The organism is Streptomyces sp. NPDC045701 (assembly GCF_056432045.1).
The window spans coordinates 60087-86149 of the sequence record NZ_JBWKJV010000008.1 but is presented as its reverse complement, the minus strand read 5'-3'; the positions used below and the strand labels follow the sequence as shown (position 1 = coordinate 86149).

The 26063-nt window shown below is 73.7% G+C and carries 24 protein-coding genes and 2 pseudogenes; 6 read left to right on the top strand and 20 right to left on the bottom strand.

Features of this window, described 5'->3' with window-relative positions; all coding sequences use genetic code 11:
• Positions 1 to 254: 254 nt before the first annotated feature.
• Complete coding sequence (locus tag AC07DW_RS12230) at positions 255 to 1172, bottom strand: S1 family peptidase (protein WP_478857569.1); 918 nt, start codon at positions 1170 to 1172, stop codon at positions 255 to 257.
• Between the two features lie 865 nt (positions 1173 to 2037).
• Here AC07DW_RS12230 and AC07DW_RS12225 point away from each other — a divergent pair.
• Entirely contained in the window at positions 2038 to 2232 is a 195-nt protein-coding gene (locus AC07DW_RS12225; protein ID WP_478857568.1) for a hypothetical protein, read from the top strand.
• A 128-nt stretch (positions 2233 to 2360) separates the two neighbouring features.
• On the opposite strand, the gene AC07DW_RS12220 is transcribed toward AC07DW_RS12225, so the two are convergent.
• From AC07DW_RS12220 to AC07DW_RS12210, 3 genes and pseudogenes are all read right to left on the bottom strand, one after another.
• The gene (locus AC07DW_RS12220) at positions 2361 to 3230 is read right to left on the bottom strand and encodes a class II glutamine amidotransferase (protein WP_478857567.1); all 870 of its coding nucleotides are present in this window, start codon (positions 3228 to 3230) and stop codon (positions 2361 to 2363) included.
• Positions 3231 to 3278: 48 nt separating this feature from the next.
• On the bottom strand, positions 3279 to 4718 hold the full coding sequence (gene gad / locus AC07DW_RS12215) for a glutamate decarboxylase (RefSeq protein ID WP_478857566.1): 1440 nt from the start codon (positions 4716 to 4718) through the stop codon (positions 3279 to 3281).
• A 155-nt stretch (positions 4719 to 4873) separates the two neighbouring features.
• Positions 4874 to 5085 (bottom strand): annotated as a pseudogene (locus tag AC07DW_RS12210) (hypothetical protein); the annotation flags it as partial.
• Between the two features lie 229 nt (positions 5086 to 5314).
• On the opposite strand from AC07DW_RS12210, the gene AC07DW_RS12205 reads away from it, so the two are divergent.
• Positions 5315 to 5857, top strand: coding sequence for a hypothetical protein (locus tag AC07DW_RS12205; RefSeq protein ID WP_478857565.1), 543 nt, complete (start codon positions 5315 to 5317; stop codon positions 5855 to 5857).
• Positions 5858 to 5938: 81 nt separating this feature from the next.
• Here AC07DW_RS12205 and crcB (AC07DW_RS12200) read toward each other — a convergent pair whose 3' ends face one another.
• The 7 genes from crcB (AC07DW_RS12200) to AC07DW_RS12170 all read right to left on the bottom strand — a co-directional run bounded on the left by crcB (AC07DW_RS12200) (position 5939) and on the right by AC07DW_RS12170 (position 11241).
• A complete protein-coding gene (gene crcB, locus AC07DW_RS12200) occupies positions 5939 to 6310 on the bottom strand; it encodes a fluoride efflux transporter CrcB (protein WP_478857564.1) in 372 nt (123 codons plus the stop codon).
• The gene (locus tag AC07DW_RS12195; protein ID WP_478857563.1) at positions 6307 to 6660 is read right to left on the bottom strand and encodes a DUF190 domain-containing protein; all 354 of its coding nucleotides are present in this window, start codon (positions 6658 to 6660) and stop codon (positions 6307 to 6309) included. Before AC07DW_RS12195 ends, crcB (AC07DW_RS12200) begins: the two co-directional genes overlap by 4 nt.
• Positions 6657 to 7067: a fluoride efflux transporter CrcB gene (gene crcB / locus AC07DW_RS12190; RefSeq protein ID WP_478857562.1), complete on the bottom strand. Its 411-nt coding sequence runs from the start codon at positions 7065 to 7067 to the stop codon at positions 6657 to 6659. Before crcB (AC07DW_RS12190) ends, AC07DW_RS12195 begins: the two co-directional genes overlap by 4 nt.
• 64 nt (positions 7068 to 7131) lie before the next feature.
• On the bottom strand, positions 7132 to 7347 hold the full coding sequence (locus AC07DW_RS12185) for a hypothetical protein (protein WP_478857561.1): 216 nt from the start codon (positions 7345 to 7347) through the stop codon (positions 7132 to 7134).
• Between the two features lie 132 nt (positions 7348 to 7479).
• Positions 7480 to 8772, bottom strand: a complete 1293-nt coding sequence (locus AC07DW_RS12180) for a vanadium-dependent haloperoxidase (protein WP_478857560.1) — start codon at positions 8770 to 8772, stop codon at positions 7480 to 7482.
• A 124-nt stretch (positions 8773 to 8896) separates the two neighbouring features.
• Positions 8897 to 10216: a phytase gene (locus tag AC07DW_RS12175; RefSeq protein WP_478857559.1), complete on the bottom strand. Its 1320-nt coding sequence runs from the start codon at positions 10214 to 10216 to the stop codon at positions 8897 to 8899.
• Between the two features lie 152 nt (positions 10217 to 10368).
• Positions 10369 to 11241, bottom strand: coding sequence for an MBL fold metallo-hydrolase (locus AC07DW_RS12170; protein ID WP_478857558.1), 873 nt, complete (start codon positions 11239 to 11241; stop codon positions 10369 to 10371).
• A gap of 281 nt (positions 11242 to 11522) precedes the next feature.
• Between AC07DW_RS12170 and AC07DW_RS12165 the strand changes: the two genes are divergently transcribed.
• From AC07DW_RS12165 to AC07DW_RS12155, 3 genes and pseudogenes are all read left to right on the top strand, one after another.
• The gene (locus AC07DW_RS12165; RefSeq protein ID WP_478857557.1) at positions 11523 to 13619 is read left to right on the top strand and encodes a SpoIIE family protein phosphatase; all 2097 of its coding nucleotides are present in this window, start codon (positions 11523 to 11525) and stop codon (positions 13617 to 13619) included.
• Between the two features lie 592 nt (positions 13620 to 14211).
• Positions 14212 to 14942: pseudogene (locus tag AC07DW_RS12160) on the top strand (class I SAM-dependent methyltransferase).
• Positions 14943 to 15032: 90 nt separating this feature from the next.
• On the top strand, positions 15033 to 15323 hold the full coding sequence (locus AC07DW_RS12155; protein ID WP_478857556.1) for a hypothetical protein: 291 nt from the start codon (positions 15033 to 15035) through the stop codon (positions 15321 to 15323).
• A 22-nt stretch (positions 15324 to 15345) separates the two neighbouring features.
• On the opposite strand, the gene AC07DW_RS12150 is transcribed toward AC07DW_RS12155, so the two are convergent.
• The 3 genes from AC07DW_RS12150 to AC07DW_RS12140 form a co-directional block, all read right to left on the bottom strand.
• Complete coding sequence (locus AC07DW_RS12150; protein WP_478857555.1) at positions 15346 to 15966, bottom strand: L-threonylcarbamoyladenylate synthase; 621 nt, start codon at positions 15964 to 15966, stop codon at positions 15346 to 15348.
• Between the two features lie 99 nt (positions 15967 to 16065).
• Positions 16066 to 16851: an SGNH/GDSL hydrolase family protein gene (locus AC07DW_RS12145; protein WP_478857554.1), complete on the bottom strand. Its 786-nt coding sequence runs from the start codon at positions 16849 to 16851 to the stop codon at positions 16066 to 16068.
• On the bottom strand, positions 16838 to 17410 hold the full coding sequence (locus AC07DW_RS12140) for a PadR family transcriptional regulator (RefSeq protein WP_478857553.1): 573 nt from the start codon (positions 17408 to 17410) through the stop codon (positions 16838 to 16840). Before AC07DW_RS12140 ends, AC07DW_RS12145 begins: the two co-directional genes overlap by 14 nt.
• A gap of 101 nt (positions 17411 to 17511) precedes the next feature.
• Between AC07DW_RS12140 and AC07DW_RS12135 the strand changes: the two genes are divergently transcribed.
• Positions 17512 to 17940, top strand: a complete 429-nt coding sequence (locus AC07DW_RS12135; protein ID WP_478857552.1) for a nuclear transport factor 2 family protein — start codon at positions 17512 to 17514, stop codon at positions 17938 to 17940.
• A gap of 129 nt (positions 17941 to 18069) precedes the next feature.
• Here AC07DW_RS12135 and AC07DW_RS12130 read toward each other — a convergent pair whose 3' ends face one another.
• From AC07DW_RS12130 to AC07DW_RS12105, 6 genes are all read right to left on the bottom strand, one after another.
• Positions 18070 to 18900: a hypothetical protein gene (locus tag AC07DW_RS12130; protein WP_478857704.1), complete on the bottom strand. Its 831-nt coding sequence runs from the start codon at positions 18898 to 18900 to the stop codon at positions 18070 to 18072.
• 480 nt (positions 18901 to 19380) lie between these two features.
• A complete protein-coding gene (locus AC07DW_RS12125; RefSeq protein ID WP_478857551.1) occupies positions 19381 to 19584 on the bottom strand; it encodes a hypothetical protein in 204 nt (67 codons plus the stop codon).
• Between the two features lie 497 nt (positions 19585 to 20081).
• Positions 20082 to 20747, bottom strand: a complete 666-nt coding sequence (locus AC07DW_RS12120) for a hypothetical protein (RefSeq protein ID WP_478857550.1) — start codon at positions 20745 to 20747, stop codon at positions 20082 to 20084.
• A gap of 231 nt (positions 20748 to 20978) precedes the next feature.
• Positions 20979 to 22352, bottom strand: a complete 1374-nt coding sequence (locus AC07DW_RS12115) for a diacylglycerol/lipid kinase family protein (RefSeq protein WP_478857549.1) — start codon at positions 22350 to 22352, stop codon at positions 20979 to 20981.
• Between the two features lie 71 nt (positions 22353 to 22423).
• Positions 22424 to 23728: a polysaccharide deacetylase family protein gene (locus tag AC07DW_RS12110; RefSeq protein ID WP_478857548.1), complete on the bottom strand. Its 1305-nt coding sequence runs from the start codon at positions 23726 to 23728 to the stop codon at positions 22424 to 22426.
• Entirely contained in the window at positions 23725 to 25830 is a 2106-nt protein-coding gene (locus AC07DW_RS12105; RefSeq protein WP_478857547.1) for a transglycosylase domain-containing protein, read from the bottom strand. Before AC07DW_RS12105 ends, AC07DW_RS12110 begins: the two co-directional genes overlap by 4 nt.
• Positions 25831 to 26063: the final 233 nt, after the last annotated feature.

The following is a 26063-nucleotide window of genomic DNA, read 5'->3' as shown; positions in this document are numbered from 1 at the left end:
CGGGTGGGGGAGCCCCGAGGTCCTGGGTGTGGGACCGCGGGGGAACGCGAGGGGGGAGCACCGGCGCGCGCCGTCGCGCCGAGAGGTCACCGGTCACGGCTCATGACCGGTTCGGTGCAAGGAAGTTAGCGGGCTTGGTCCGGTTGCGTAACCCCTTTCGCGGCGGCTTTCGGAACTTTTCCCTCGATCAGGACAAAGAATCGGCGGTCCGCCGGGAGGCGGACCGCCGATGAGGTGCGGGCTGTGCGCGGTGCTTAGAAGACGCTTACGCCATAGGCGCTCAGCGCCTCCGTGACCGGCTGGAAGAACGTGGTGCCGCCGCTGGAGCAGTTGCCGCTGCCGCCGGAGGTGAGGCCGAGCGCGGTGCTCCCCGAGAACAGGGCGCCGCCGCTGTCGCCGGGCTCGGCGCAGACGTTGGTCTGGATCAGGCCGTAGACGATGTCGCCGTTGCCGTAGTTGACGGTCGCGTTCAGGCCGGTGACCGTGCCGCCGCGCAGGCCGGTGGTGCTGCCGCTGCGCTGGACGGACTGGCCGACGGAGGCGTTGCCCGCGGCCGTGATGTCACGGTAGCTGCCGTTGTACAGGTACACGCGGCCGTCCGCCGCCGAGGCGTTGGAGTGGCGGATGATGCCGTAGTCGTTGTTCGGGAAGCTGGAGCCCGTGCGGGTGCCGAGCACGGTGGTGTTGGCGGAGTTGGTGTACCAGGTGCTGCCGATGTTGGTGCAGTGACCGGCCGTCAGGGCGTAGTACGTGCTGCCGCTGCGGACGTTGAAGCCGAGCGAGCAGCGGCCTCCGCCCGCGTAGATGGCCTGACCGCCCGCGATGAGCTTGTTGAACGTGCCGGGCGTGCGCTTGATCTCAAGGGCGCCCGCGCGGCTTCCGGCGGCCTCCTTGATGCGGGCCAGCTCGGCCGCCGACACGGTGGAGTCCGCCGTGACGACGAGCTTGCCGCTCTTCGCGTCCGTGTACCAGGCGGTGCCCGGAATGTCGGCGCCGAGGATCGCGTCGCTCGCCTCGGCCAGCTGGGCGGCGGTGGTCCGCGCGCCGTCGAGCGGCGCGGCGCCGGCGCTCGGGGCCGCAAGCGCGGAGGCGGTCAGGAGAGCGGCGGCCACGGCGGTCAGCCGGGCGCCTCTCGCGATGCCGCCGAGGGGGGTGAAGCGCTTGAAGTTCACTGCATCCTCCGGTGGGGGATCCGTGGCCCGCTGGGTGGGCGGGCCCGACAGGGCGCCGGAGGCCGGCTCACGACGGGGGGTGACCGCCATGTGCCTGACAATCGGCGCGGTAGGAATCCTGGGCTCCGGTCGGGGGTGCGGGCAAGATCGCCTTTTGGCCGCGCTACGCGCGTCGGTCCGGCCCGGTGTCCGGACGCGGTCCGAGGCGGGACGCCGGACGTGCGGCGGGGCGGCGTCACCGGAGGCCGCGCGGGGTGTCCGGAGGGGCGCGGAGCAAAGCGGGGAAACGTTTGCTGGCCGTTCACCGGCTCGTCCGGTGGCACGGCCGCTGTCCGGTGGGCCGGGTGGGGGAGCGGGGACCGTGGCCGGTCGTCGAACGCCTCGTTCGACGCTGTTCAGCGTTCAACCGGGGGTGGCGGCGGGAGGCTCCGGCCGGACCCGGGCGGTCCGCTTCACCGGACGGCGGTACGCCCCCCGCGGCGGCCGGCGTTGCAGTGGCTCCCGCAATCGGCCCCCGCGGCGACGGGCCCGCGCCCCTCGGGGTGGCGGCCCGGTGCACCGCCGCCGCCGGGGCGCCCCGGCCGGCCGCCGGAGGACCCCGGCGGCCCTTCCTTATGCGCCGATCGCTCCCGTTCGCCCAGCGGTCCACCGTGTCCGGATCCCGCCCATCGTCCACCCCGCAGGACCCGGCGGACCCGTGACCGCCTCCGGCGGCGGCCCGGATCCCTCGTCACGCTTCCCCTGCCGGCCCGCGCACCGGCGGCGCCGGACGTGTGATCAGGGGTGGAGAAGTGTGATCAGGGGTGTAAGGGACCGGGCTGCGAGGAAGTCGGGAGGCACCAGCGAATCCGGGTGAAGGAGAGACATGAAGAAGCGCGACGACCAGCCCGAGACCGCCGCCGAAGAGGTGCTGGACGAGTTCGAGGAAGCCGAGCTGCGGCTCGACGACGGGGGCCCCGACGAGCACGACAAGGAAGCGGCGGACACCCTCACGCCCAGCCGGACCGGCCAGGAGTCGGTGCGGAACGACCGGCACCGCCGGGGCGGCCCCACCCTCTGACGGCGCGCCCCGCGCCGCCGGAGGCCGACCCGGAGCACCCGCCGGACCGCCGCCACCGGCGCGACCGCCCGTAGTCGCCCGGGCATCGGGCCGCACGCACCCGCGCCGGGGCTCCGGTCGGCGCCGTCCTAACCGGCCGACTGCGAAGCGGCGGCCGCGGGGCGCAGATCCGCCAGACCCAGCTCGTGCACCGGGCGGTCCGGTACGGCGATGCGGCTGGTGACGCCCAGGTCCGCCCCGACGTGGAGCAGCTCACCGGGCTCCATGAGCCGCCAGTGGGGGTTGTCGTCCATGCGCTCGCTGGCGACGACGACCGCCGGGGCCCCGGCCAGCTCCGCGGAGTGGACCCGCATCCGGCCCTGCGCGCCACTGTGGTCGAGATGACGGTCGCCGTGGTGGCCACCGGCCGGGCGGTGCAGGACATAGAGGCGGTGCGTGTCCGGGTAGCGCAGGGCCCACAGCTCGTCGCGCGTGGCCACGATCAGGTTGAGGGCGTACAGCGGCAGGTGCCGGGCGACCCAGCGGGCCGCCTCCTCGATCCCGGCGCCGACGTCGCCGCCATGGGCCCGGACACTCCGGGTGATCAGTGCGAAGAACCGCTCCGAGTCGGTGTCCCCGGACACCAGCGCCCGGTCCTCGCCCAGCTCGGCGTCGATCGCCTCCGGGTCCTCGATGACCCCGTTGTGGGCGAACAGCCGCCCGTCCTGGAGGAAGGGGTGCGTGTTGCGGGCCTCCAGGGCACCGGTCGACGCGAACCGCACATGGGCCAGGAACGTGGCGGAGCGGACCCGCCTGGCCGCTTCGGCGAAGGCACGGTCCTGGTACGCGGCGATGGGCGCCTTGTCGACCCGCGCGGTCCCGTCGGCGTCGAAGAACCCGAGGCCGGTGCCGTCCGGGTCGCGCCGGCTCTGGTCCCGGAGGCTGTCCGGGGCGTCCAGCAGCCAGAACGTGGCATGGGTACGCCGGGGGGCGCTGCTCAGCCCGAACAGTCGGCACATCCGGGGACTCCTCTCTCGATGACCCGCCGGCGCCGACGACGCCGGTGCTCAGTGGCGGCCGGGCCGCCTCGGGTCCTTGGTCTCGGCGCCGTGGGCGAAACCGCCCGCGTCGTCGGCGCCCCGCTGCGGGCCGGGCTGGCGCTCCAGCCGCGCCAGGACGCGCCGCAGGTCCTCCAGCAGCAGGTCCGCCAGGTCGTGCCCGAACCCGTTGCGCACGACGATGCGCAGCACCTCCAGGTCGGCACGGTTCTCGGGAAAGGTGTAGGCGGGCACCAGCCAGCCGCGCTCCCGCAGCGCCGCGGACACGTCGTAGACGCTGTACGTCCCGACGCCCTCCCGGATCCGGAAGGCGAAGACCGGTGCCTGACCGCCGTCGGTGATCAGCTCGAACGGCCCCAGTCCGGCGATGCGCGCCGCCAGCCGCGTCGCGACGTCCCGGCAGGTCTGCTGGACCCGGCGGTAGCCGTCGAACCCCAGCCGCAGGAAGGTGTAGTACTGCGCGACCACCTGCGCGCCGGGCCGGGAGAAGTTCAGCGCGAAGGTCGGCATGTCGCCGCCCAGGTAGTTGACGTGGAAGACCAGGTCGTCCGGGAGCGCGTCGGCATCCCGCCACAACGCCCAGCCGACCCCTGGCATGACCAGCCCGTACTTGTGCCCCGAGGTGTTGATCGACGCCACCCGCGGAACCCGGAAGTCCCACTCCAGACCGGGGTCGACGAACGGGGCGATCATCGCCCCGGAGGCACCGTCCACATGGATCGGCACGTCGAGGCCCGTACGCGCCTGCAAGGCGTCCAGGGCGGCGGCGATGTCCGCGACGGGCTCGTAGCTGCCGTCGAACGTCGAGCCCAGCACCGTGACGACCCCGATGGTGTTCTCGTCGCACAGCTCGACGGCGGTCTCCGGTGTCAGGTGGTACCGGTCGCCCTCCATGGGGACGTACCGGGGCTCCACCTCGAAGTAGTCGGCGAACTTCTCCCAGCAGATCTGTACGTTGATCCCCATCACCAGGTTCGGCCGGTCCACCGGCTCGCCCGCCGCCCTGCGCCGGTGCTGCCAGCGCCGCTTGAGCGCCAGCCCGGCCAGCATCGCCGCCTCGCTCGACCCCGTGGTCGAGCAGCCCATCACCCGGTCGGGGTCCTCGGCGTGCCAGAGACGGGCCAGCATGTGCACGCAGCGTGTCTCCAGCTCGGCCGTCTGCGGGTACTCGTCCTTGTCGATCATGTTCTTGTCGGCGCATTCCGCCATCAGGCGCTGCGCCTGCGGCTCCGCCCACGTACTGACGAACGTGGCCAGGTTGAGCCTGGCGTTGCCGTCGAGCATCAGCTCGTCGTGCACCAACTGGTAGGCGGTGTCCGGATCCATCGCCTCGTCGGGGAGGGCGTGGCGCGGCACCGTGACCGGCTCCCGGCTGAAGAGCGGGTTGAGCTGGAGGTCGCGGCTGCGCCGCGTGTCGTGCCGGGAACGGTTCACCGGGTTCAGGGGCATCGCTCGACGTCCTTCCACACGGATCGGCCCGTGCCTCCATGCGCCATTCCCCGCCGCCCGGCGCCCGGCCCGCCATCCGTGTGCTTCCCCCCGGAATGGACCAACGCGGACGGCCCGGCGGCCCGTGCCCGGGCCGCCGGTGTCGTGCGGGCGCCCTACTTCAGGTAGGGACCGGCAGTGCCGATGCGGCCGGTGCCGCCGGGGACGTACACCGCAGGTTGCCCTTGCCGGGGGCCGCCACGGTGGGCCTTCCGTCGCCGACGACCCGCGTGTCGCCGGTCACCGCGTCGGTGTGGGTGCCGTTGGGGATGCCGGTGTACGTGGCGCCGTGGGCGACGGTGACCAGCGCGAAGCTGTCGGTGGTCCCGCCGCCCCGGCCGCCCGGGTGTTCCGCCCGGGCTCCCGTCGGCGGGCCGGCCGTGCACACGGGGTGAGCGGCGGGACCGCCCACACATCCACGAACCATGGGCCAAAACGTTCTCACCCGTACCCGGCCGGACACCCAACGCGACGACGGAGCCGCAACAAGCCACCGCACGTAACAGGTTCGGCCCGGACCGGTGCGCGTCACCCACCCGTGCCGATACGGTCCGCCCGTGGACGACACCGAGTTGACCGAGGGCATCGACGCGTGCGCGCCGCCCGACCGGTTCGTGCGACTGCGGCTCGCCGCCTACGACGCGGCGGCGGACGCGGGCATCTCCTGGGCCCTGAAGGCACAACTGCCGCGCCGGGCCGAGATACGGATCGCACGGGAACTGCACCAGGACATCCAGGCGGCACGGGCCGCCTGGAACACCCCCGAAACCCACCACGAGCACTGGCCGCAGCTCGTGCGGAGACTGCACAGCCTGCTCCACATCAGCCACCTCATATCCGCGCTGCTGGAGACCGGCGGTACCCAGGACCTCGACGCGGACCTGGTCCAGGCCCTGCGGACGGCCGCCGTGATGTGCGGCGGGTTCGACCGGCCGCTGACAGAACTGGAGGACTCGCTCCGCGATCCCCCGGACGGGAGCGCGGGGCGCGCGGCCGACCCCGGCCTCCTGGCGGTGGCGTCGCGGCACGCACTGACCGCCCTGCTCCTGCTGGACAAACAACTCCTGTCCAAGATCGCCGCCTGCGAGAGCGCGGCCTAGAAGCGGCGCGGGAACCGGCGTACCCTCCCCACCACCCGGTACGGCTCGGGGTGCGCCGGTTCCCCACCCGCACCCGCGCCCCTAACCGCACAGCGCCCCCGCCGCCGCACCGGCGAAGACCGCGCCGAGACCGGCGCCGGCGCTGCCGGCCACGTTCAGGGCCGCGTAGAGGAACGCACCGCCCTCCACCAGACGCAGCGTCTCGTAGGAGAACGTCGAGTACGTCGTGAGCGCCCCGCACAGCCCCGTACCCAGGAGCAACCGGAGCTCCGGCGCGGCGGCCCCCGTCGTGACCGCCCCCGCCACCAGCCCCAGCACCAGGCAGCCCGTCACGTTGACCGTGAACGTGCCCCACGGGAAGACGGAGTCGTGCCGCGCCCGCACCGCCCGGTCGGTCAGGTACCGCAACGGCGCCCCGACCGCCGCGCCCGCGACCACCCACAGCCAGTTCACCGCAGCCGCTCCCCACCGGCGTACCGCACCACCTCGCACGGGTCGAGCACCACCAGCCCGTTCCCGAGCAGCCCGTCCAGTCGTGGCGGGAACGCCCGCACCCGCTCCTCGGCGTCCACGATCACGACCGCGACGGGCAGGTCCTCGCTCGGCGAGAGCAGCCGGGCGCTGTGGACCAGGGACGACCGGCCGAAGCCCTCGCACCCGCGGCAGGCGGACGCCCCGGCGAGCCCGGCCTCGTGGGCCCGGCGCACGATCTCGCTGTGCACCGGCCGGTGAGGCCAGACGTCGTTGTCACCCACGAAGGCCGTCGTCCGCGGTGCCGGTTCGCCGCCCACCGGTGCGGTCATGCCTGCCCCCGTGTCAGTACGCGGCGCGTCAGCCACGCCGCCGTGCCCACCGCGACCAGCGCCGCCGTCGGCGTGAGGACGAGATACGCCAGCCCGGCCCGGACCCGGCCGCCCTCGACGAGCTGCCGGACGTCCAGCGCGTACGTCGAGAACGTGGTGAACCCGCCGAGCACCCCCGTGCCGAGGAACGGGCGGACCAGCCGGTGGGCCGCCCGGACCCGGCCGACCACCACCATCAACACGCCGATCAGCGCGCAGCCGAGGGCGTTGACGCCCAGCGTGGTCCACGGGAAGCCGCCTGCGGGCGTCGGCCACACCAGGGACGCGCCGTAGCGCGCCGAGGCGCCCAGCGCCCCGCCCAGCGCCACCACGGCGACCACCGGCACCTGCGCCCGCCACGCTGTCATGAACGTCCATCTCCACCGGCCGGGGCAGCCCCGGGTCGACCACGGCCGTCAGCGTAACGCGCCGTTACCGGCCCAGGCTGTCCAGGGGCGTGAGGTCGGCGTCGGTCAGGGCGCGTCCGGCGCTCTGCGGCTCCGGGCTGCCGGTGTTGCCGTACGACTGTGCCGAGAAGTTGCCGTTCTGCGTGTGCACCTCGCGGTCGCCCACCGCGAAGGCCGCGGGGGACGAGGCACCGAGAACGGCCGCGGCGATGCCGACGGCGGCGAGAACCTGCTTGATCATGGGTCCGTTTCCTATCGTCGTGGCGACCGGGAGTCGGACTGCACAACGGTCGCCCGGCGGCGGACGTATGCCGTGTTCACCCGTATGCCGCAGCCGCCCGTACGCGGGTGCGGCCGGGCGGCCGGGCGGCGGTCAGCCACGCACCGGCCGGAAGTACCGCTCCAGGGCCCATGCCGCGACCCGGTGTCCGGTGGCGTTGCCGACGGTGTCGGCGGTCCGGGTGTGGATGCCGGCCCAGACGCGGGCGTTCACGACGTCCCTGTCGTACTCGTGCGCGTGGCGGTAGTGCCGTGTCGTACCGGTGCCCCGGGACGGCAGGAACAGGTCGATGCGGGAGGTGCCGAGGAGCCCGGTGAGGGTGCCCGTCAGCGCGCCGCCGGACGTCGCGTGTCCGCTCAGGTAGTCCGGGTGCGGGGGCGTGGGCAGCAGCGGCTCCCACCGGGGGTCGGCCCTGGTGGCGGGATTGCCGTCCCGGTCGGCCTCCCGGACGGCGGTGACGGGCCGCCAGGTGCCGTAGTGCAGCTTGGCGTCCCAGGCGGTGATCACCGCGTCCAGTTGGGCGGTGTTGGCTGCCGCGTACAGCCGGGCCGTGTCGACCACGTCGAACCGGTGCCGGTCCGCGTGGTCGCCCAGTGCCTTCTGCACGTCCAGATTGGCGAAGTACAGAGCGGTCTCCGTCTGCCACGGGCTGCGGGCCGACCCCTTCTTGGCGCCGTAGGTCCGTACCTCCGCCAGGTCCCTCGCGTACCGGACGGAGGTCAGCGGCGGCGGGGGAGGCGGCCGGAACCGGCCGGGGGCGTCGAGGAGCATCGGACGCAGCCGGGCGAGCCACGCGCTCGCGAACGGCTCGTGGCCCGGCGGCGTGGGCCGCCAGACCCCGGGAGCGGGACGCGCCGGGAACGGCACCGACGCGCCGCGCCCGTCCCCGGCGCGCAGCGCCCGTACGTGGTCGGCGGCCCGCTCGCCGAACGCGACGCCCTCGTCCTCGGCCCGGCCGTCCGGGACTCGCGCCAGGCTCGCGGCGTAGACCTTCCGCAGCCGGGGCGCGGCCGCCGGGAAGGAGAGCCGCAGCAGCCGGTGCGCCGCCGCCGCGGCGGCGGCCTCCGGCGACGCCGTACGGGGGCCGCGGGCGCCCCAGCGGTAGGGCTCGTACCGCCCCTCGATACCGACGACCGCGTTGTACATGGCCGTCGAGACCAGCGCGTGCCACACCATCTCCTCCGGGGTGGTCAGCCTGCCCGCCGGGTCCACCGTCCCCGTGACGGTGCCCATCCACTCGGCGACCACCGTGCCCGGCACGGGGGCGCCGGGCCGCGCCGTCCCCGCAGTCGCGTGCGGGACCGCCGCCAGCGCCACCAGCACCGTCGTGGCGGTGACCGCCACGGCCGCGGGTGACGCCGGCCGTCCCGCTCTCCTGTATCGCACAGCAAGCTCCTCGCAACGGACGGACTCTTCCCGAAGAGCTGTAGACCCCGGGGCGAGCGGGCAACCGCTCCGCCTCCGGGGCCTGCGCTGTCAGGAGCAGTCATGCCACCCGCACGGAGTCAGCTCAGTCGTCGACGCGGTCCAGGACCTCACCCAGGTCGACGAACGCGAAGTTCGTGGCCTCGCGGTCGCCGTCCACCGGTGTGTCGTGACCGTCCTGGACGACCAGCAGGCCGTGCGGGTACTTGGCGCCGAGCGGGGCGTTGAGGGCGGCGGCGCCGTCGCACTCCTCCGACCCGTCGACCGACCCGTCGGCCGAGGCGGTGACACGGAACCCGCCCTCGTACTCGTTGGCGTCCTCCAGCTCGCGGTCGTACAGAGCGAAGGTGTCGTCGCCCTGACTGGAGGCGAGGAGGTAACCGTCGCCGTCCTCCTCCGTGACCAGGGTCAGGCCCTCGACGTCGGCCGCGAGGCGGGCGCCGCCGTAGCCCGGGTCCGCGCCGGCGGCGCACTCCTCGGTCTCCTCGTCGTACACGCCCGGCACGCCGTACTCGCGGACGCGGTCGAGGAGCTTCGGCGCGGCGCCGGTCAGGTCGGCGCGGACGCGCCAGATGCCGACGTCTTCCTGTCCGGCGTACAGCATGCCGTTGGCCGGGTCGACGACCATGCCCTCGACCTGCGGCAGCTCGCCCGGCTCGCCGCAGGGCGTCCAGGATGTGCCGTCGGGGAGGCGGAAGGTGGAGGGCAGGTCCAGGCTGCGGACCTTGCGGTAGGTGACCGTTCCGGTGGCGGTGGGGGTGAGCTCCAGCAGGGCCACGGTGGTGCGGTTGCGGCGGCTGACCAGGGCGTAGGTGCGGCCGGACGCGGCATCGGTCCAGGTGGCGAGCCCGTAGGCGGTCTGCTGGTCGTTGATCTCGTCCTGGTTCGCCGAGAAGACCGGCGGCGCGGCGGGGTCCGTGATGTCGACGAGCGGCCCGCCGGCGCGGCCCGGTGCGATGCGGTGGATCCGCAGGCGGTCGTGGCCGCGATCGGTCGTCACGGTGACGTCGGCGCGGCCGGACGGCAGGCGCAGGCCGTGGAGGAGGTCGACGTTGTTGAAGCGGCCCGGGGCGTCGTCCGGTCCGGCGGCCGGGGGAGCGGGGATCGCCTGCACCTGGCGGGCGTCGAGGTCGTAGACGCGCAGGCCGCCCTCCTTGGCGGTGGCGATCACGAGGCTGCGGTCCGGCCGGGCGGCGTCGCGCCAGATCGCCGGGTCGTCGGCGTTGGCGTTGCCGCCCGCCTCGTCGTCGTACAGCGTGGCGGTCTCCGCGCGGGGCGCGACGCCGGGCAGCGCGGGGAGGGCGCCGACGGACGGGTGCGCGCCGGCCGGGACGGCCCCGGCGAGCGCCGCCAATGCCGTACCGAGGACGAGGGCGGCCGACCGGACGGGATGGTGCCTGAACACGAGAGGGAACCCCTTGCTGTCGGGAGCATGGCAAACCGGTGCCGATCTTGGTCGGCTCCAGTGACCGGCTCCCCTACGAAGGGTGTTCCCCCGGTGAACTCACCGCGTCACGGCCGCCCCCTTCCGGGGCGGCCGTGACGCCCGGCCCCGGCTCAGGTCGGCGCGCCCGGCGCGGGCGCCTCGGCGGGCGCCTCCTCCGGCGCGCGTACGGGCCCGGGCGCCGCTCCGCCGGGCTCGAAGCCCGCCAGCATGCGCTCCAGAGCCGCCTGGTCCGGCCCGACGAACGGGTCCGATCCGGGCGCCCCGCTGATCGTGTCGACCATCCGGGGCACCAGTCCGGTGGCCGGCGGCAGGTGCGTTCCGAGAACGGTCTCGGGGTCCATCTCCCGCAGCGGCCGCACCGTGGCGAGGAACTTGTCGACGTCCACGGCGTGCACCCACGGGCTGTCGACGGTGGCCCACAACAACTGCGCGGCTCTCAACTGCTCGGGAACGAGCGCGCCCGCGTCGTCACCCTCGGCCAGGTCCGCGCTCGGCATCGGCGCCCCGAAGCAGTCCGAGCTGAAGCAGGCGCGCGTCCTGTCGTCGTAGAAGCCCACCGTCGCCGGATTGTCGAAGAGCGGCGGCCGGAACGCGGACAGCGTGCGGTCCCCGACGTCCAGGGACTGCCCGGGGTTCAGCAGGAACACCCGATCCAGGGGCAGCGGCCGCTCGGTGGACATGATCCCCGCGCCGATGAACGTGGTGACGACCCGCGCCCGCGGAGCCGCCTCCAACAGGGCGAACAGGCCGCCCGTGTGATCCCGGTCGGGGTGCGTCAGCCAGATCCACCGCACATCGGCGGGGTCGACCGCCGAGCCGACCGCCTCCATGAAGTCCCGGTCGGGCAGACCCAGACCGGTGTCCACGACGACGGGCTGCTCGGCGTGCAGGACGAAGGCGTTGACGGGCAGGAAACCGATGCCGGGCACCTCGATGGAGTCCGCGAGGACGGTGATGTCACGGCCGACTCTGTGCATGGTCATGGTGAGGCTCCGTGCCCCCCGGCGAGGTGGAGAAGGCTCGCGGCCGCGTACGGGAGACGGGGCCGGTCGCACCCGCCCCTCGCTCCCACCTCCATGGTGGTCCCGCTCGCGCCCGCCCGCACTCCGGCGCCGAGGTGGTGCCGGTGCCCGGGGCCGTGCGTCGCCGCCGGCGGTGTTCGGCCGGCGGAGCCGGTGGTACCCGGCCTGGCGGCCGTTCGGTCCACACCGGCGTGCGCCCGCGCCGGTATGGAGGCACGGTGGCGATACGGAGAGGAGCGGTCATGGGCGGCGCAGAGGGCACCCCGGCCGACCGTGGCACGCCGGGCGGGCCGGGGTCGGACGCGGGGGTGGCGGAGCCGTCGTCGGCCGAGGGACTGCTCGACGTCCTCGGGGTGGCGGCCGTGGTGCTGGACGCCGAGGGGCGCATCGTCCTGTGGAGCCCGCAGGCCGAGGCCCTGCTGGGCTACACGGCCGACGAGGCGCTGGGCCGGTACGCCGCCCAGCTGATGGTCGCCGAGGAGCACTTCACCCGGGTCCTGCACCTGTTCGACCGCGTGATGAGCAGCGGTGACGCGTGGTCGGGGGAGTTCCCCGTACGGTGCAAGGACGGCACCACCCGGGTGCTGGAGTTCCGCAACATGCGGCTGCTGGACGACCGGGGCGACTACTACGCCCTGGGCCTCGCCACCGACCAGGCGACGCTGCGCCGGGTGGAACGCGACCTGGCCCTGTCGGTCCGGCTGGTGGACCAGTCCCCGATCGGTCTGGCCGTCGTGGGCACCGATCTCCGGTACGTCGGGGCCAACGCCGCCCTGGAGCGGATCGACGGCCTGAGCGCCGACCAGCACAAGGGCCGGCGGATCGCGGAGGTCCTCCCGTTCGTCGACGCCGAAGCGGCCGAGGAGGCGATGCGGAGCGTCCTGGCCGACGGCGTCCCCCTGCTCGACCGCCAGATGGTGGGCCGTACCCCGGCCGACCCCGACCACGATCACGCCTGGTCGGTGTCGCTGTACCGGCTGGAGGACGTGGCGGGCCGGGTGCTGGGGCTGGCGATCTCGGTGATCGACGTGACCGACCGCCACCGCGCGGCCACCGAGGCCGAGCGGGCGCGCGACCGCCTGGCGCTGGTCGCCGACGCCTCGGTCCGCATCGGCACCACGCTCGACCTCGAACAGACCGCCCGCGAACTGGCCGACGTCGCGGTACCCGAACTCGCCGACGTCGCCGCCGTCGACATCCTGGACACCGTGCTGGAGGGCCGTCCCGGCCGCGTGTCCGCCGACGGACCGGCCGTCATCCGGGCCCTGGCGGTGGCCGCCGCCTACCCGACCGTCGCGGTCCAGGCGGCCGACGTGCCGGGCGAACCCGCCCACTACGGCGCCGACCGGCTCGTCACCCGCTGCGTACGCACCGCCCGGCCGGTGATGGTGGCCGAGGTCGACGACGAGGCCCTGTCCTGCATCGCCCGGGACCACCAGGCGGCGGAACTCCTGGCCCGGGCCGGCGTCCACTCCTACCTCGCCGTCCCGCTGATCGCCCGGGGCGAGGTGCTGGGCGCGCTCGACCTCAAACGCGCCCGCAACCCGTTCCCGTTCACGGAGGACGACGCCCTGCTCGCCAGCGAGCTGGCCGCCCGGGCGGCGGTGTGCATCGACAACGCCCGCCTGTTCCGCCGGCAGCGGGAGACCGCCCTGACCCTCCAGCGCAGCCTGCTGCCCGAGACGCCCCGCCACCTCGTGGGACTCGAAGTGGCTTCCCGCTACCAGCCGGCCGGGTCCGGCAGCGAGGTGGGCGGCGACTGGTTCGACATCATCCCCATGGACCACGGCCGCACCGCGCTCGTGGTCGGCGACGTGATGGGCAGCGGCATCAACGCCGCCACCACGATGGGCCGTCTGCGCACCGCGACCCAGACCCTGTCCCGGCTCTCCCTCGAACCCGCCGAAGTGCTCCGGCACCTCGACGAGATCACCGCCGGCCTGGAACCCTCCCTCGCCACCTGCGTCTACGCCGTCTACGACCCCCATCGCGCCGAGTGCCGCTTCTGCACCGCCGGGCACCCGCCGCCCGTGCTCCTCCGCGCCGGTGCCGGTCCCCGGCTGCTCGACCTGCCCACCGGCGCGCCACTGGGCGTCGGTGGAGTCCCCTTCCGCGACGTCACCACCGCACTCGCCCCGGGCGACCGGCTGGTGCTCTACACCGACGGCCTGGTCGAGACCCGCGACCAGGACATCGACACCCGCCTGGACCGGCTGCTCGACCTCCTCCGCACGCCCGAGCCGTCCCTGGAGGACACCTGCGACCGCCTGCTGCGCGAACTGCGGCACGGCGGCAACCACGACGACGTCGCCCTCCTGATGGCCCGCGTCCGCGACTGACCCCCGCTCGGTACGTCCTTGTCCGGCGATGCCCCCGCCGGCCCGGGAAGAACGATCGCCCTGTCCGGGCGCCGGTCCCCTACGCCGTCCCGACCGGGGCCGCGTGTGGCCCCGCAGGTCGCGAAGCCGTGGCGGAGCGGCCCATGGCGATCGCCGTGCGGGGGGTCCCCCTCACGGCGACTGAGGGGTCTGCGGCGGACCTGCCCAGCGCCCTTCCGCGAGTTCGGATCCCGCCGGCTCCGCGACCGACTGCCGGCTCCCGACTCCCGACCCCGGCCCCCCATCGGCCCGGCGTCCGAGCGGCCGTCGTCCTTCTGCCGTCCTTCCGCCGGCTCCGAGGGCCGGTACCGGACCCGGCGTACGGCCCCGACCTGCCGGACCGGCCGGAAAACCGCTCCGGCGGCGCTCGTGAACAGCCCGTGCGGGCCTTCCGTGAGGGGCTGGACACCAGTTGCTCGCACCCCCTGGCCGGGGCCCTCACCGGCCCCGCGCGAAGGGCCCACGGGCCTGTCAGAAGCCCTGGCGCACCCGGCGCGAACTGGGCTTTCGCGCCGCCCCGCCCTACCGTTTCGCCATGAGCCAAGGGGACCGGGTGGACCGCACCATACGCACCGTTGACGACGTACTGAAGCTCCTGGACGGCATGTTCGCACCGGAGGCCGACCGCTGGACGACCCAGGGCGCCGCCTGGTGGGACGGCTTCTACGCCGACCGCTCCAAGCCGGTCCCGTTCTTCGTGGACAAGCCGGACGAGAACCTCGTCTCGTACCTGGACCGGGGCTTGATGGGACCGGGCCGGGCGCTCGACCTGGGCTGCGGGCCGGGCCGCAACGCCCGGTACCTGGCCTCGCTGGGCTGGGAGGTGGACGCCGTCGACCTCTCGCCCGTGGCGATCGGCTGGGCCGAGGAACGCGCCCGCGAGGCCGGGGTCTCCGTCCGCTTCCACTGCGGGGACGCCTTCGCCTCGCGGGGACCGAACTGACCGGAACGTACGACCTGATCTACGACTCGGGCTGTTTCCACCACCTGCCACCGCACCGCCGCGTCAGCCACCTCGCGCTCCTCGGCGACGCCCTCGCCCCCCGGGGGCACTTCGCCCTCACATGCTTCGCCGCCGGGGAGATGGGATCGGAGGAACCCGACGCCGCCTTCTACCGCCGGTCCGGGCTCCACGGTGGACTCGCCTACACGCCCGGGTCGCTGCGCCGGATCTTCTCGGACCTGGCCGAGGTGGAACTGCGCCGCATGCGCGACGAACCGCCCGGGTCCGCGTGCTTCGGCGAACCGTTCCTCTGGACGGCCCTGTTCACGGCGGCGCGGTAGCCCGCCGGGGCAGTCCGCCATCCGCGCGGCGATACCCGGCCGCTCCCGGACGAGCCGTGACTGATGGCTGATTGCGGCGTTGGTCTGGCTATGACCAAGTCTCAGCGTATTGTCGCCGCACTCGCCCTGGCCGCCGGCGCCTCCGTCCTGTCGGCCCCCACCGCCGGAGCGGTGATCGTGCCCGCTCCGGGGCCCCAGGGGCCCTCCGTCCTCGACCGGGTCGACGACCTCGCCTCCATCGCCGTCCCCGCCGAGCACCGCTCCAAGGTGCCCACGGTGACGGAGCAGTTCGGCGGGCTCGACGGGTTGCAGCGCCTCGGTGAGGCCCGCCAGCTGATCCAGCCGGTGGCCCCGGTGCTGGGGCTGCTGCCGGCGGGCTGAGCCGCCCCGCGGCGGGCGGCGGCTACTCGAACCGCGCCGTGTCGCCCGCCCCCCGGCGTACGATCTCGGGCTCGCCGCCCGAGAAGTCGATGACCGTGGTCGGCTCGGTACCGCAGTCGCCCGAGTCGACCACCGCGTCCACCAGGTGGTCGAGGCGCTCCTTGATCTCCCACCCCTGCGTCAGCGGCTCCTCCTCGTCCGGCAGGAGCAGCGTGCTGGAGAGCAGCGGCTCGCCGAGTTCCGCGAGCAGCGCCTGGGTGACCCCGTGGTCCGGGATCCGGACCCCCACCGTCTTCTTCTTGGGGTGCAACAGCTGACGCGGCACCTCCCTGGTCGCGGGGAGGATGAAGGTGTAGCTGCCGGGCGTCGCCGCCTTGACGGCGCGGAACACGTCGTTGTCCACGTGCACGAACTGACCCAACTGGGCGAAGTTCTCGCACACGAGCGTGAAGTGGTGACGGTCGTCGAGGTTGCGGATCGACCTGATCCGGCCGAGGCCGTCCCGGTTGCCGAGCTGGCAGCCCAGGGCGAAACAGGAGTCCGTCGGGTACGCGACCAGCGCGCCGGAGCGGATGATGTCGACCACCGTGCTGATCGTGCGCCGCTGGGGGTTGTCCGGGTGCACGTCGAAATACTTCGCCATTCGGCGAGCGTACGCGATCGGGCCGTCCCCGCTCACACCCGCACTCGTGCGGCGCCCCCGCGATCGGGCCGGTGGCGGCGCCGTCCCCCGGCCCGCGCGTCAGCGCGGAGAGGTCCGCACGGGCAGCAGTCCGGGTCGCTTCGCACAGCGGCCGTCGCCCGAGGACCGGCCGCGGATCCGGCGCCCGATCCAGGGGCCGAGGAACGCGGCGGCCCAGCGCAGTTCGGCGCCCGCGGCGCGCCAGGCCGGGGGCGGGGCCTGTGGGGGGAGCAGGTGCGTCCACGTGTCGTCGCTGCCGGGCAGCCGGATGGCGCGGGCGACCGCGGCGGCGATGCGCTCGTGGCCCAGGGGGCCCGCGTGGAGGCGGTCGTCGGTCCACAGGCGCGGGTCGGTGGAGACGGCCTGCCCGCCGGTGTCGGCGACCGTGACGCCGTGGCGGTCGGCAGCGGCGCGGATACGGGCGTTGAGGCCGGCCACGCGGGACCCGAGCGGCCGGGCGAGCGGGGCGATGCGCCCCACGTCCGGGAAGGTCAGGGTCACCACGTGGGCCCCCGCGCCCGTGAGCGCGGCGAACATCTCCTCCAGGTGCCCGGCCACCTCCGCCGCGTCGAACCGGGGCCTCAGCAGGTCGTTGAGGCCCGCGACGACCGTGACCAGGTCCGGGCGGAGGGCCAGGGCCGGGGCCAGCTGCTCGGCGCGGACCTGGCCGGCGAGACGCCCCCGTACGGCCAGATTGGCGTACCGGACGTCGGGGTTCACCGCTGCGAGGTGCTCGGCCAGCCGGTCGGCCCAGCCCCGGAGCCCCACCGTGTCGTCCCCGTCGCCGACGCCCTCGGTCATGCTGTCGCCCAGGGCGACGTAACGCAGGTGTTCACCGCTCGCCATGAGTGGTCCTCCGCCTCTCCCGCAGGACGGACGCGATCCTCAGGCACCAGTCGCGGTGCTCGCGCTCGAAGGCCAGACCGCGCAGACACGTGAGGTACGGTCCGATCCGCTCGCCCCGGAGCAGGAAGTCCTCCTCGTCCATGTCACCGCGCATCTGGCGCAGCAGCGCGCTCAGCAGCTCGACCTTGGCCCCGGCCGCGGACGCCCGCTCCTCCAGCTGCTCGATCACCGGAGCCGTGCCGACACGGTCGGCGGCCTGGACCTTGACGAGCAGATCGTCGCGGATGAACGAGGGCTTCGACGCGGCGGCGGCGAACGCCTCCAGCTCGGCCCGGCCGGCCTCGGTGACCCGGAACAGCCGCTTGTTGGGCCGTGACTCCTGGACCACCTGTCTGCCCGCGACGAGGCCGTCCTTCTCCAGTCTGGTCAGCTCGGCGTACAGCTGCTGGGGCAGGGCGTGCCAGAAGTTGGCGACGCCGATGTCGAACGCCTTCGCCAGCTGGTACCCGCTGTACTCCCCGTCCAGCAGCGCCGCCAGCACGGCATGCCGCAAAGCCATCGAAGCGGCCCCCTTCCTGCTGCTGCCTCTTCCCCTCAGCCCTTGACGCCTGCATGATACTCAAAAAAGTGACTAGTCAGATTCTTGTCTATGGAGGGCCTGTGGAGAAGACCGTGGAACACTTCCGCGCCGCGGTGGAGAAGCGTGATGTCGCCGCACTGGACGGCCTGTTCACCGAGGACATCCGGCTCTACAGCCCGGTCACGTTCACACCCTTCGAGGGCAGGCCGATGGTGCTGGGCCTCTTCGGCGTCCTGATGCGCACCTTCGACGACTTCCGCTACATCGGGCGCTGCGAGGGGGCCGCCGAGACCGCCGGGGACGGCGAGGAGGCTCCGTCGGTGGTCCTGCTCTTCCGTGCCACCGTCGGCGGCAAGCAGATCCACGGCATCGACCTGCTCCACTTCGACGGGACGGGCCGCATCAAGGAGTTCACCGTGATGGTCCGTCCCAAGTCCGCCGTGCACGCCCTCGGCGAGGCGGTGCTCGCCGGGCTGGTCGCCGACGGTCTCGTCCCGGCGACGGGCTGACCGCTCTCGTGCCGGTGCCGGGGCGCCCGCCCGGCGCGGCCCGAGGGAACGGACCGGCCGGCTGCCGTCATGCGGGCGTCCCGGTGGCGTCGGGCCACCGGGACGGGCCGCACGTTCGGATGGCGAGGCTCAGTTGGCGGGCGCCTGGTAGAGGCCGCGGCCGGCGCGCCGGGCGCGGGAGGTGGCGACGAGCCGGTCGAGGGTGCTGCGCACGGTGTTGATGGCACCGGCGCTGTCGTCGCGGCCGAGCTCCTTGGCGACGTCCCGGGCGCGAAGGGGCGTGTCGCCGTGGCGGGCGAGGACGGCGGCGACCTGTTCGGTCAGCCCGTCGGTGGCGGTGGCTGCGGCCGGGGCTGCCTTGTCCGCGGGCTTCTTGGCCTTGGTGGCGGTGGGCTTGGCGGCCTTCGTGGCCTTGGCGGGGGCGGTGGCGGTCTTCTTGACCGTTGCGGCCTTCTTCGCCGTCGCCGGACGGGCCTTGGCGGTTGCGGGCTTGGCGGCGGCGGGCTTGCCGGCGGACTTGGTCGCAGCCGACTTGGCGGACTTCCTGGCGGTCGTCTTCCGGTCGGCAGTGGTACGGGCCGTGCGCTGAGCCGGAACGTCCTTCGTGGTGACCGGCTTCGGCTCGGCTTCCCGCTTCTGCTCCGGCTCCTGCTCGGACTGCTGTTCCGGTGCGGATTCCGGTGCCGGCTCCGGTGCGGGTTCCTGCTCCGGGGCCTCCGCCGCCGGCGCTTCGGTGGCCACCGGGGCTTCCTCGGGCGCGGGCTCGGGTGCCGTGGTGGACGGCGCGTCCCCGGTGGCTCCTTCCCGTGCCTCGGCGCGCGGCGCCGGAACCGCGCCGGCGGACAGCGCCTCCAGCGCGGTCAACGCGCTGCGGACCGAACCGAGTCGCTCGGTGACGGCGGCCAGATCCTTCTCCAGCGCCTGCTGCTGCTCCTCGAGTTGGGGGAGCTCTTCCCTCAGCAGGGCGGTGGTGGCCTCGATGTTGCCGGCTGCGGTGGTGGGAAGGGGCACGTGTCCTCCTACGGATCGTGGCGTTTGTGAAGGAACGAAACTGTGCTGAAGAGTACGGCTGCGGTGTTGTGTCAAGCAAACAAGCGGTGACCGCCGCATTCAGAACCGACGTGGCGACCAGCGGCCGCACCGGGGTCGTCGCGCATGCAACTGTTGTGTGCGCCACGGCCGTTGTGTTCTCACGATCCGGTGTGCCGCGGTGCCGACGTCCGGGACGAAGTCACCGGGCGGCCGTGCCCCTTCCGGGCGGTTTCGGGACCGGAGGCCGGTGCGTGACGGGAGACCCCGTACCGGCCGGTGAGGCCACGTGCGGGGACGCGGCCGGCGACGGTTCTCCTGGTACGAGCGGACGGACGGCGGCCGTGTCCATCGACGCCGACGCGCGGTTGGGACCGGTCACCAGTGCGGACCTCGCAGGCCCGTTGTGTTTCACACGGTGTCGCGGATGCGGGCGGCGGCGCGTTCCGCCTCGCGCACCACGTCGTCCGTGTCCACGCCCACCAGTACACCGTTGGCCTTGCGCGTCCGGCCGCCCACGAAGACGTGACTGACGTTCGGCGGCTGCCCGTTCAGCACGATCTGCACCACCCAGTCGTAGCGGGGTGCGAGGTTCAGCGTGCCCGGATCCAGCACGAGGACGTCCGCGCACTTCCCGGGGGGAGAGGGGGCCGACGTGGTCCGCCATCCCGAGGCACTCGACACCGCCGAGGGGCGCCATGCGCAGCACGGCGGGGATCGACGGATACGCCCCGGGGTCCCGGTGCAGCGCCCACTGAAGGCCCACGGCCGCCTTCATGACGTTGCACATGTCGGACGTGTCGTTGGTGCCGCCGCCGTGACCGAGGCCCACCTTCACCCCGGGCGCGTGCAGCGCGGGCAGCGGGGAACGGCTCGCCGGGTCCGCCGGCGGGGGCGGGCCATGGCCGGACGTGCGAGTGCCCAGAGCGAGGGGCACTGCCCATACCGGCGAGTACGCTGCGGCGGCTGAACTCCGGCGGCTCCGTCATGAGGGGGGTATCCCGCACGCCACCACGTCAGGCAAGCGACGGTATGGGAATTGCGTTTTCACCGTTCTCGTCGGGTGGTCCCTTCCGGTGCTGCCCGTTCGGAGCGGACCTCGCCGCCCGTCGTCACTTCGCGGCGTTGAGGTGCAGCCACGCGCTGAGCGCCGCGTGGAGCTCGACGACGTCCTGGCGCGGCAGGCTCTCCCCGGCACGGCCCACATGGAGGCGTACGTCGTCGGCGGTGACCGTGTAGCCCACCGCCAGGCGGGGCGGGGAGCTGACGGCCGCCCCGTCGGCCAGCGCACGCCACAACGCGGCCACCCGGCGCGGGAGCCCGGCCGCGGGCCGGCCCGGGGGAGCAGGCCGGTCGGGCCGCCGGGGCAGGAACGGCGCGCCGATCGTGGTGTAGAAGCCGTTGATGGCGTCCTCGAGGGTGCCGCGCGACGCGGCGGGCGCGGCGTCGTCGAACGCCCGGAACAGCAGCGGCCAGGAGGGCTCGACGTGCGCCCTGCCGGGCGGGGGCTCCGGCGTCGCCTCCTCCAGTGCGAGCTGGACGCATGCCCCCGGGATCAGCTCGTCCGCGTAGCCCTTCGCCATGTACCGGGAGCGCAGGCCCCGCAGATGCGCCACGTGCCGGTGGACGGGGTTCTCGCGGGCCGGTGTGTCCGGCCGGGAGGCCCGGCCGAGGGCGCCGTAGGGACCGTGGGCCCGGTGGAGCCGGCCGGACTCCGTCACCACCGCCGTCACCTGCCGACTGCCGTTCCCCAGCCGAAATCCCACGACCGTGAGCATGGCGCCCCTCCCCGCTTCCGCACGCACGCCACCGACGCTACCCGCAGCACGGACCCCGCGGGGCCGATACGTCCGACCCGCCCCGGTCGGCACCAGGCGTACCGTTTCGCCTGCGCGGTCACAGTCGCGCGGGCGGTCCCGCCCGCCGTTCCCCGTCCGTCCTGCGCGGATCGCCGCCCGCCCCGTACGGTCCGCCGCTCCCGCCCGGCGCCTCCGCCCGCCGGGCGGCCGTCACCCGGGCAGGCCCTGCCCGCCGGCCGTGCGGCCGGTGACCGCCGTGCGGCTCACCGCCGCGGCGAGCTTGCGCACCCGGCGCCAGTCGAGGCGGGGTTGGGGCGGCGGGACCCCGGGCCGCACCCGGGGCACCCGGACGCGCAGCACCCGGGGCGCGATGCGGCAGTGCACGGGGACGGGCAGCACGAAGGCCTCGCCGTCGATGCCGACGTCGACGGTCGGGAGGTCGGCGTCGACCACCACCTCACGGGCCGTCAGCACCGTCAGCCCGCCCGACTCCGGATCGAGGATTAGACCGGCCGCTTCCGCCGCGTTGTCCACCCGGATGCCCAGGACACCGAGCACACCGGAGTCCAGGCGCTCACGGCGGCCCAGGCCGGCCGGATCGTCCCGCCGGTAGGGGTTGTTGCTCACCAGCAGCGCCTGCGGTCCGGCGAGCGTCGTCCCGCCGGCCCGTGCGGTGAGTCTCGGGCCGCTCTGCCCGGTGAGCAGCTCCGGCAGCAGGTCCAGCGCGGTGCCCACCTTGTCCTCCCGGTACGCGGGGCTCTGAACCACCGTCCCGTAGACGCCGAAGGAGACGTTGTTGACGAACGGGCGCCCGCCGGCGAAGCCGAGGTCCACGTGGAGCTCGACACCGTCGGTGAGCGCGTCCAGGCAGGCGGCCGGGTCGTCGCGGTCGAGGCCCAGGTCCATCGCGAAGTGGTTGCGGGTGCCCGCGGAGACGACCAGGAACGGCAGACCGTGCTCGGCGGCGACCGCGGCGACCAGTGCCTGGGTGCCGTCACCACCGGCGACGCCCAGCAGGTCGGCGCCGTCCGCCACCGCCTGCCGGGCCAGTTCCGTGACGTCCCGCGGGCCTTCGGCGCCGAGCAGCACCACCCGCGCCCCCAGCCGTTCCGCCTTCTCCTTGAGGCCGAACCGCTCCACCTTCTCGCCGCCCGAGTGCGGGTTCATCACGAGGAACGGGCGCCGCGGAGGCGGCGTGCGGTGCTCCTTCATCCGCACGGGCCGCAGGCCGGTGCTCCGCAGCGCGTACCGCCCGCTCCAGACGGCCGCGACCCACAGCGTGAGGGAGAGCACGACCACCCACAGCAGGTTCGCGGCGGCGAACATCGCGACGACGGCTGTCGGCGCCGACACCGCGAGTACCACGGCGGCCGCGCGAGCCGTGCCGCGCCGCGTCAGCGCCCACCAGAAGCCGGCCACCGTGACGGCGATGCCCGCGGCGCCGACCATGAGAAGCAGTACGCCGCCGAGACCTCCGTACAACAGGGGCAGCAGCGCGGCCAGCGTCACCGACGCCAGGGACGCCCTGGCCGACCACCGCTGCTTCCGATGGGCCCGCTCGTCCGCCTGCCACCCGACCACCATGGGGTCCTCTCCTCGTCCGCCCACATCGTAGGAGGCCCGGACGCGGGCCGGCCCCATCGGCGGCGGCCCGGTCACCTGCCAGGCGACGACGACCAGCCGGGGGGCTGCGCGGGATCGAGGGTGCGCCACTGGGCCAGGACGTCCGGGTCCTGCGCGTCGAGCCAGTCGGTCAGTTCGCGGAAGGAGACGCAGCGGACCTCCTTGCGCGGGCAGACGTCGCGCATCACGTCCTCCACCGCGTCCATGTAGATGCCGCCGTTCCAGTTCTCGAAGTGGTTGCCGATGAACATCGGCGCGCGGCTGCCGTGGAAGACGCGTTCGAAGCCGGCGAGATACGAGTCGCGGGTCTGTTCGCGCCAGGTGGCGCGCATCGCCGGATCGCCGTCCGTGAGCCCCTTGGACTGGTTGTAGAGGTAGTTGAAGTCCATGGACAGGACCTGGAAGTCCTTGCCGGGGAACGGCAGCATCTGCAACGGCAGGTCCCAGACGCCGTTCTTCTTGGACGGCCAGATCTGGAAGTCGCCCGACGAGCTGGCGTCGTAACGCCAGCCGAAGGGTTTGGACGCGGGTATGAGCGTCTTCTGTCCTTCGAGGCAGGGCGCCCGTCCGCCGACGACCTCGCGGGTGGGGTCGAAGGGGAGGGGGTCGAGGTCGGTGAAACCCGTGTTGGTCTTCCAGTTCTGTACGAAGGAGTAGAACTGGTCGATCTCGCTGGTCCACTCCGCGGCGCTCCAGTCCCCGCCGCCCTTGGCGCCGCAGAAGTGGCCGTTGAAGTGGGACCCGATCTCGTGCCCCTCCTTCCACGCCTTGCCGAGCTGTTCCAGGGTGGTGCGGATGTGGTCGCGGGTCGGGTACGAGATCGCCGCCGCTCCCACGCCGTGCCGAGGCGGCCGGTAGAGGTCCTTCTTCTCCTTCGGCAACAGGTAGATGCCTGTGAGGAAGAACGTCATATGGGCGCCGCTCTCCTTCGCCACGCGGCGGAAGCGGGAGAAGAGCCGGTCGTCGCCCTCCAGGGCGCCGTCCCAGGAGAACACGACGAACTGGGGAGGCCGCTGGCCCGGTTTCAGCCGTTGGGGCTTGAGCCGGCCGGGCTGCGGGCCGGTGTAGGAGGTGGAGCCGTCGCCGAGGATCCGCACCCGGCCGTCCCACTCCTCGTCGGAGCTCTCGGCGCCGCCGCCCTTATGCCCCGCCGGGGGCCGGGGTGCGGGGGCGGACGTGCGGTCGGCCGTCGCCGCGAGGTCGTCGTCCTCGCCGCCGGTCACCAGTGGGACCAGGCTCGCGCCGGTGGCGATGAGGACCGCGGTGACGCCCAGCGCGATGCCCCGGGCGGTGGTGCGTTCCCGCAGGCGCCGTACGGCCGGGTGGTTCCGGATCATCGTGTCTTCCCCCGTTCGTCGCCGGAGCGGTGCGACCCGTCCCGCACCGCGTCCATGTACTGGTTCCATATCGCCGCGGGGCGGTCGGCCCCGGCCGCGGAGTCGCCGCCGAGGCCCGTGAGGGGCAGCGGTGCGAGGCTCTTGGCGAGGTCCATGCGGTAGACGACGACGGCCGTGGCCTCGGTGGGCGTGTAACCGGCGTACCAGCGGGCCGTGTCGTCCCGGGTGCCGCCGGCCTTGCCCGCCGCGCCGTCCGGCCCCGCCGCGTCGCCCGGCCCCTCGGGGTCGCGCTCCTCGCTGTCGTGCTCGCGGGCGCGGGAGAGCGCGTCGGTGACCTGATCGGCCACCGTGGGGCCGACGGCGCGCTGCTTGCGCGGGGCGGCGAGGGGAACGGGCTCTCCCTTGTGGCTGACGCGCACGACCGAGTACGGCTCGGTGTGCGTGCCGCGCCCCGGGAACACGGTGTACGCGCTGGCCATGCGGATGGCGCTCGGCGTGGAGTTGCCGAGGGCGAAGTCGGGGACCGGGGGGCCGAGGCTGGAGCCGAGGAGGCCGGCCGACTGCGCGGTGCGCCGCACCTGTTCGAGGCCGACGTCCATGCCGAGCTGGAGGAAGGGCGCGTCGGCCGACTCGGCCAGGGCGCGGCGGAGGCTGATGCGGCCATGGGACCGGCCGTCGAGGTTGGTGGCCCTGATCATCTTCCCGGCGCGGTCCCAGTACGGGCCCTCGGGGGTCCGCAGGGGGACGCCGTCGTCGCCGTCGTAGACGGTCGAGGGAGTGACCGGGGTACGGGGGCCGCCGCGCTCGAGCTGCACGCCGTGTTCGAGGGCGGCGGCGTAGACGAAGGGGGTGAAGACGGTCCCGGCCGGGACGGTGGCGGCGTTGGACTCGTTGAACGCCTGCTTCTGGTGGTCCGGTCCGCCGTGGACGGCCAGTATGCGGCCGTCGGGGGCGACCGACGCGGCTCCGAACCGGGCGTACCGGTCCGCTGCTCGGTTCTCCGGGTCCAGGCCGGCGCGTGCCGCCTCGACGGCCTTGGTGAGGGCGGCCGTACGCGGCTTCTGGAAGGTCGTGTAGACCTGGTACCCGCCGAGGTCGAACCGCGCGTCGCTGATCCGTCCGGCACGCTTGGCGTACGTCTCGGCCAGCTCGACGAGGTAGCCGTTCTGGCCGCCGGAGGTGCTCGGGGTGGTCGGGATCCTGGGCTCGGGGAAGGTGGTGTAGCGCGCCCGTTCCTCGCGGGAGAGCCTGCCGATCTCGACCATGCGGTCCAGGGTCCACGCCCACCGTTCGACGGCGCGTTCGCGGTTGGCGGGCGAGATGGCGGGGTCGTAGAGCGAGGCGCCCTTCAGCAGGGCGGCGAGGAAGGCGCCCTCGCTCGCGTTGAGCTGCGTGACGTCCTTGCCGTAGTACGCCTGGGCGGCGCGTTGCAGGCCGTACGTACCGCGCCCGAACCAACTGGTGTTGAGGTAGTCCTCGAGTATCTGGTCCTTGCTGTGCTGCCGGTCCACCTTGATGGCGAGGAGTACCTCGGTGAACTTGCGGGACAGCGACCGGTCCTGACTGAGGTAGACGTTCTTGACGTACTGCTGGGTGATGGTGGACCCGCCCTGCGTGTCGCCGTCACCGATCGTCCGCCACAGGGCCCGCGTGACACCGCTCACGGAGACTCCGGGGTCGGAGTAGAAACCGGCGTTCTCCGCGGCGAGCACCGCCCAGCGGACGTGCTCCGGGATCTTCTCCAGGGGCATCTCCTGGCGCCTGACCCATCCGGTGCGGGCCATCGGCGAGCCGTCGGCCCAGTAGTAGACGTTGTCCTGCTGGGTGGCGAAACCGTTCAGGCCCTCCGGTATGTCGGTGCGTACGTAGGCGATGGCCACGACTCCCGAGACGGCTGCCACGGCCAGCAGGAACGAGGTCAGGGTCTGGCGCCAGGACGGGACCCACCGGCGCCAGCCGCTCCGGCCCGGCCGCGGATAGTCGGGGCGGCGGAGGACACGCGAGGCGCGCGGCCTGCGCCGCTTGCCGCGGGCCCTGGCCCGGGGCCCCGCCGCGGTGCGCCCCGCGCCCGCCGCTCTTCTCCGGTCGATGTGCTTGGTCATCCCCGTCCAGCCATGACTCGTGGCCCGGACCCCCGCGGACACTCGCGGGTGCGGCCCGGCATCCGATTACCGGCGCGATGGCACAACAGGAAAGCGCACCCCAGAGAGTGACAGAGGGTGACGCCCGCCATGTCACGCAAAGATAACAGGCCGGTATGACAGCCCCATGGGCGCGCCGTCCCCTTTGGCCGAAGCCGACCCCTCGGGGGCGGAACTTCCCGCCACCCCCGGGG

Bases quoted from the DNA above. Each gene is read 5' to 3' on its own strand.
- AC07DW_RS12145 (WP_478857554.1), bottom strand. From the start codon at position 16,851: ATGGCGAGCGGTGAACACCTGCGTTACGTCGCCCTGGGCGACAGCATG.
- AC07DW_RS12225 (WP_478857568.1), top strand. From the start codon at position 2,038: ATGAAGAAGCGCGACGACCAGCCCGAGACCGCCGCCGAAGAGGTGCTG.
- gad (WP_478857566.1), bottom strand. From the start codon at position 4,718: ATGCCCCTGAACCCGGTGAACCGTTCCCGGCACGACACGCGGCGCAGC.
- crcB (WP_478857562.1), bottom strand. From the start codon at position 7,067: ATGACAGCGTGGCGGGCGCAGGTGCCGGTGGTCGCCGTGGTGGCGCTG.
- AC07DW_RS12165 (WP_478857557.1), top strand. From the start codon at position 11,523: ATGGGCGGCGCAGAGGGCACCCCGGCCGACCGTGGCACGCCGGGCGGG.
- AC07DW_RS12155 (WP_478857556.1), top strand. From the start codon at position 15,033: ATGACCAAGTCTCAGCGTATTGTCGCCGCACTCGCCCTGGCCGCCGGC.
- AC07DW_RS12170 (WP_478857558.1), bottom strand. From the start codon at position 11,241: ATGACCATGCACAGAGTCGGCCGTGACATCACCGTCCTCGCGGACTCC.
- AC07DW_RS12150 (WP_478857555.1), bottom strand. From the start codon at position 15,966: ATGGCGAAGTATTTCGACGTGCACCCGGACAACCCCCAGCGGCGCACG.
- AC07DW_RS12195 (WP_478857563.1), bottom strand. From the start codon at position 6,660: ATGACCGCACCGGTGGGCGGCGAACCGGCACCGCGGACGACGGCCTTC.
- AC07DW_RS12120 (WP_478857550.1), bottom strand. From the start codon at position 20,747: ATGCTCACGGTCGTGGGATTTCGGCTGGGGAACGGCAGTCGGCAGGTG.
- AC07DW_RS12105 (WP_478857547.1), bottom strand. From the start codon at position 25,830: ATGACCAAGCACATCGACCGGAGAAGAGCGGCGGGCGCGGGGCGCACC.
- AC07DW_RS12185 (WP_478857561.1), bottom strand. From the start codon at position 7,347: ATGATCAAGCAGGTTCTCGCCGCCGTCGGCATCGCCGCGGCCGTTCTC.
- AC07DW_RS12220 (WP_478857567.1), bottom strand. From the start codon at position 3,230: ATGTGCCGACTGTTCGGGCTGAGCAGCGCCCCCCGGCGTACCCATGCC.
- AC07DW_RS12140 (WP_478857553.1), bottom strand. From the start codon at position 17,410: ATGGCTTTGCGGCATGCCGTGCTGGCGGCGCTGCTGGACGGGGAGTAC.
- AC07DW_RS12115 (WP_478857549.1), bottom strand. From the start codon at position 22,352: ATGGTGGTCGGGTGGCAGGCGGACGAGCGGGCCCATCGGAAGCAGCGG.
- AC07DW_RS12110 (WP_478857548.1), bottom strand. From the start codon at position 23,728: ATGATCCGGAACCACCCGGCCGTACGGCGCCTGCGGGAACGCACCACC.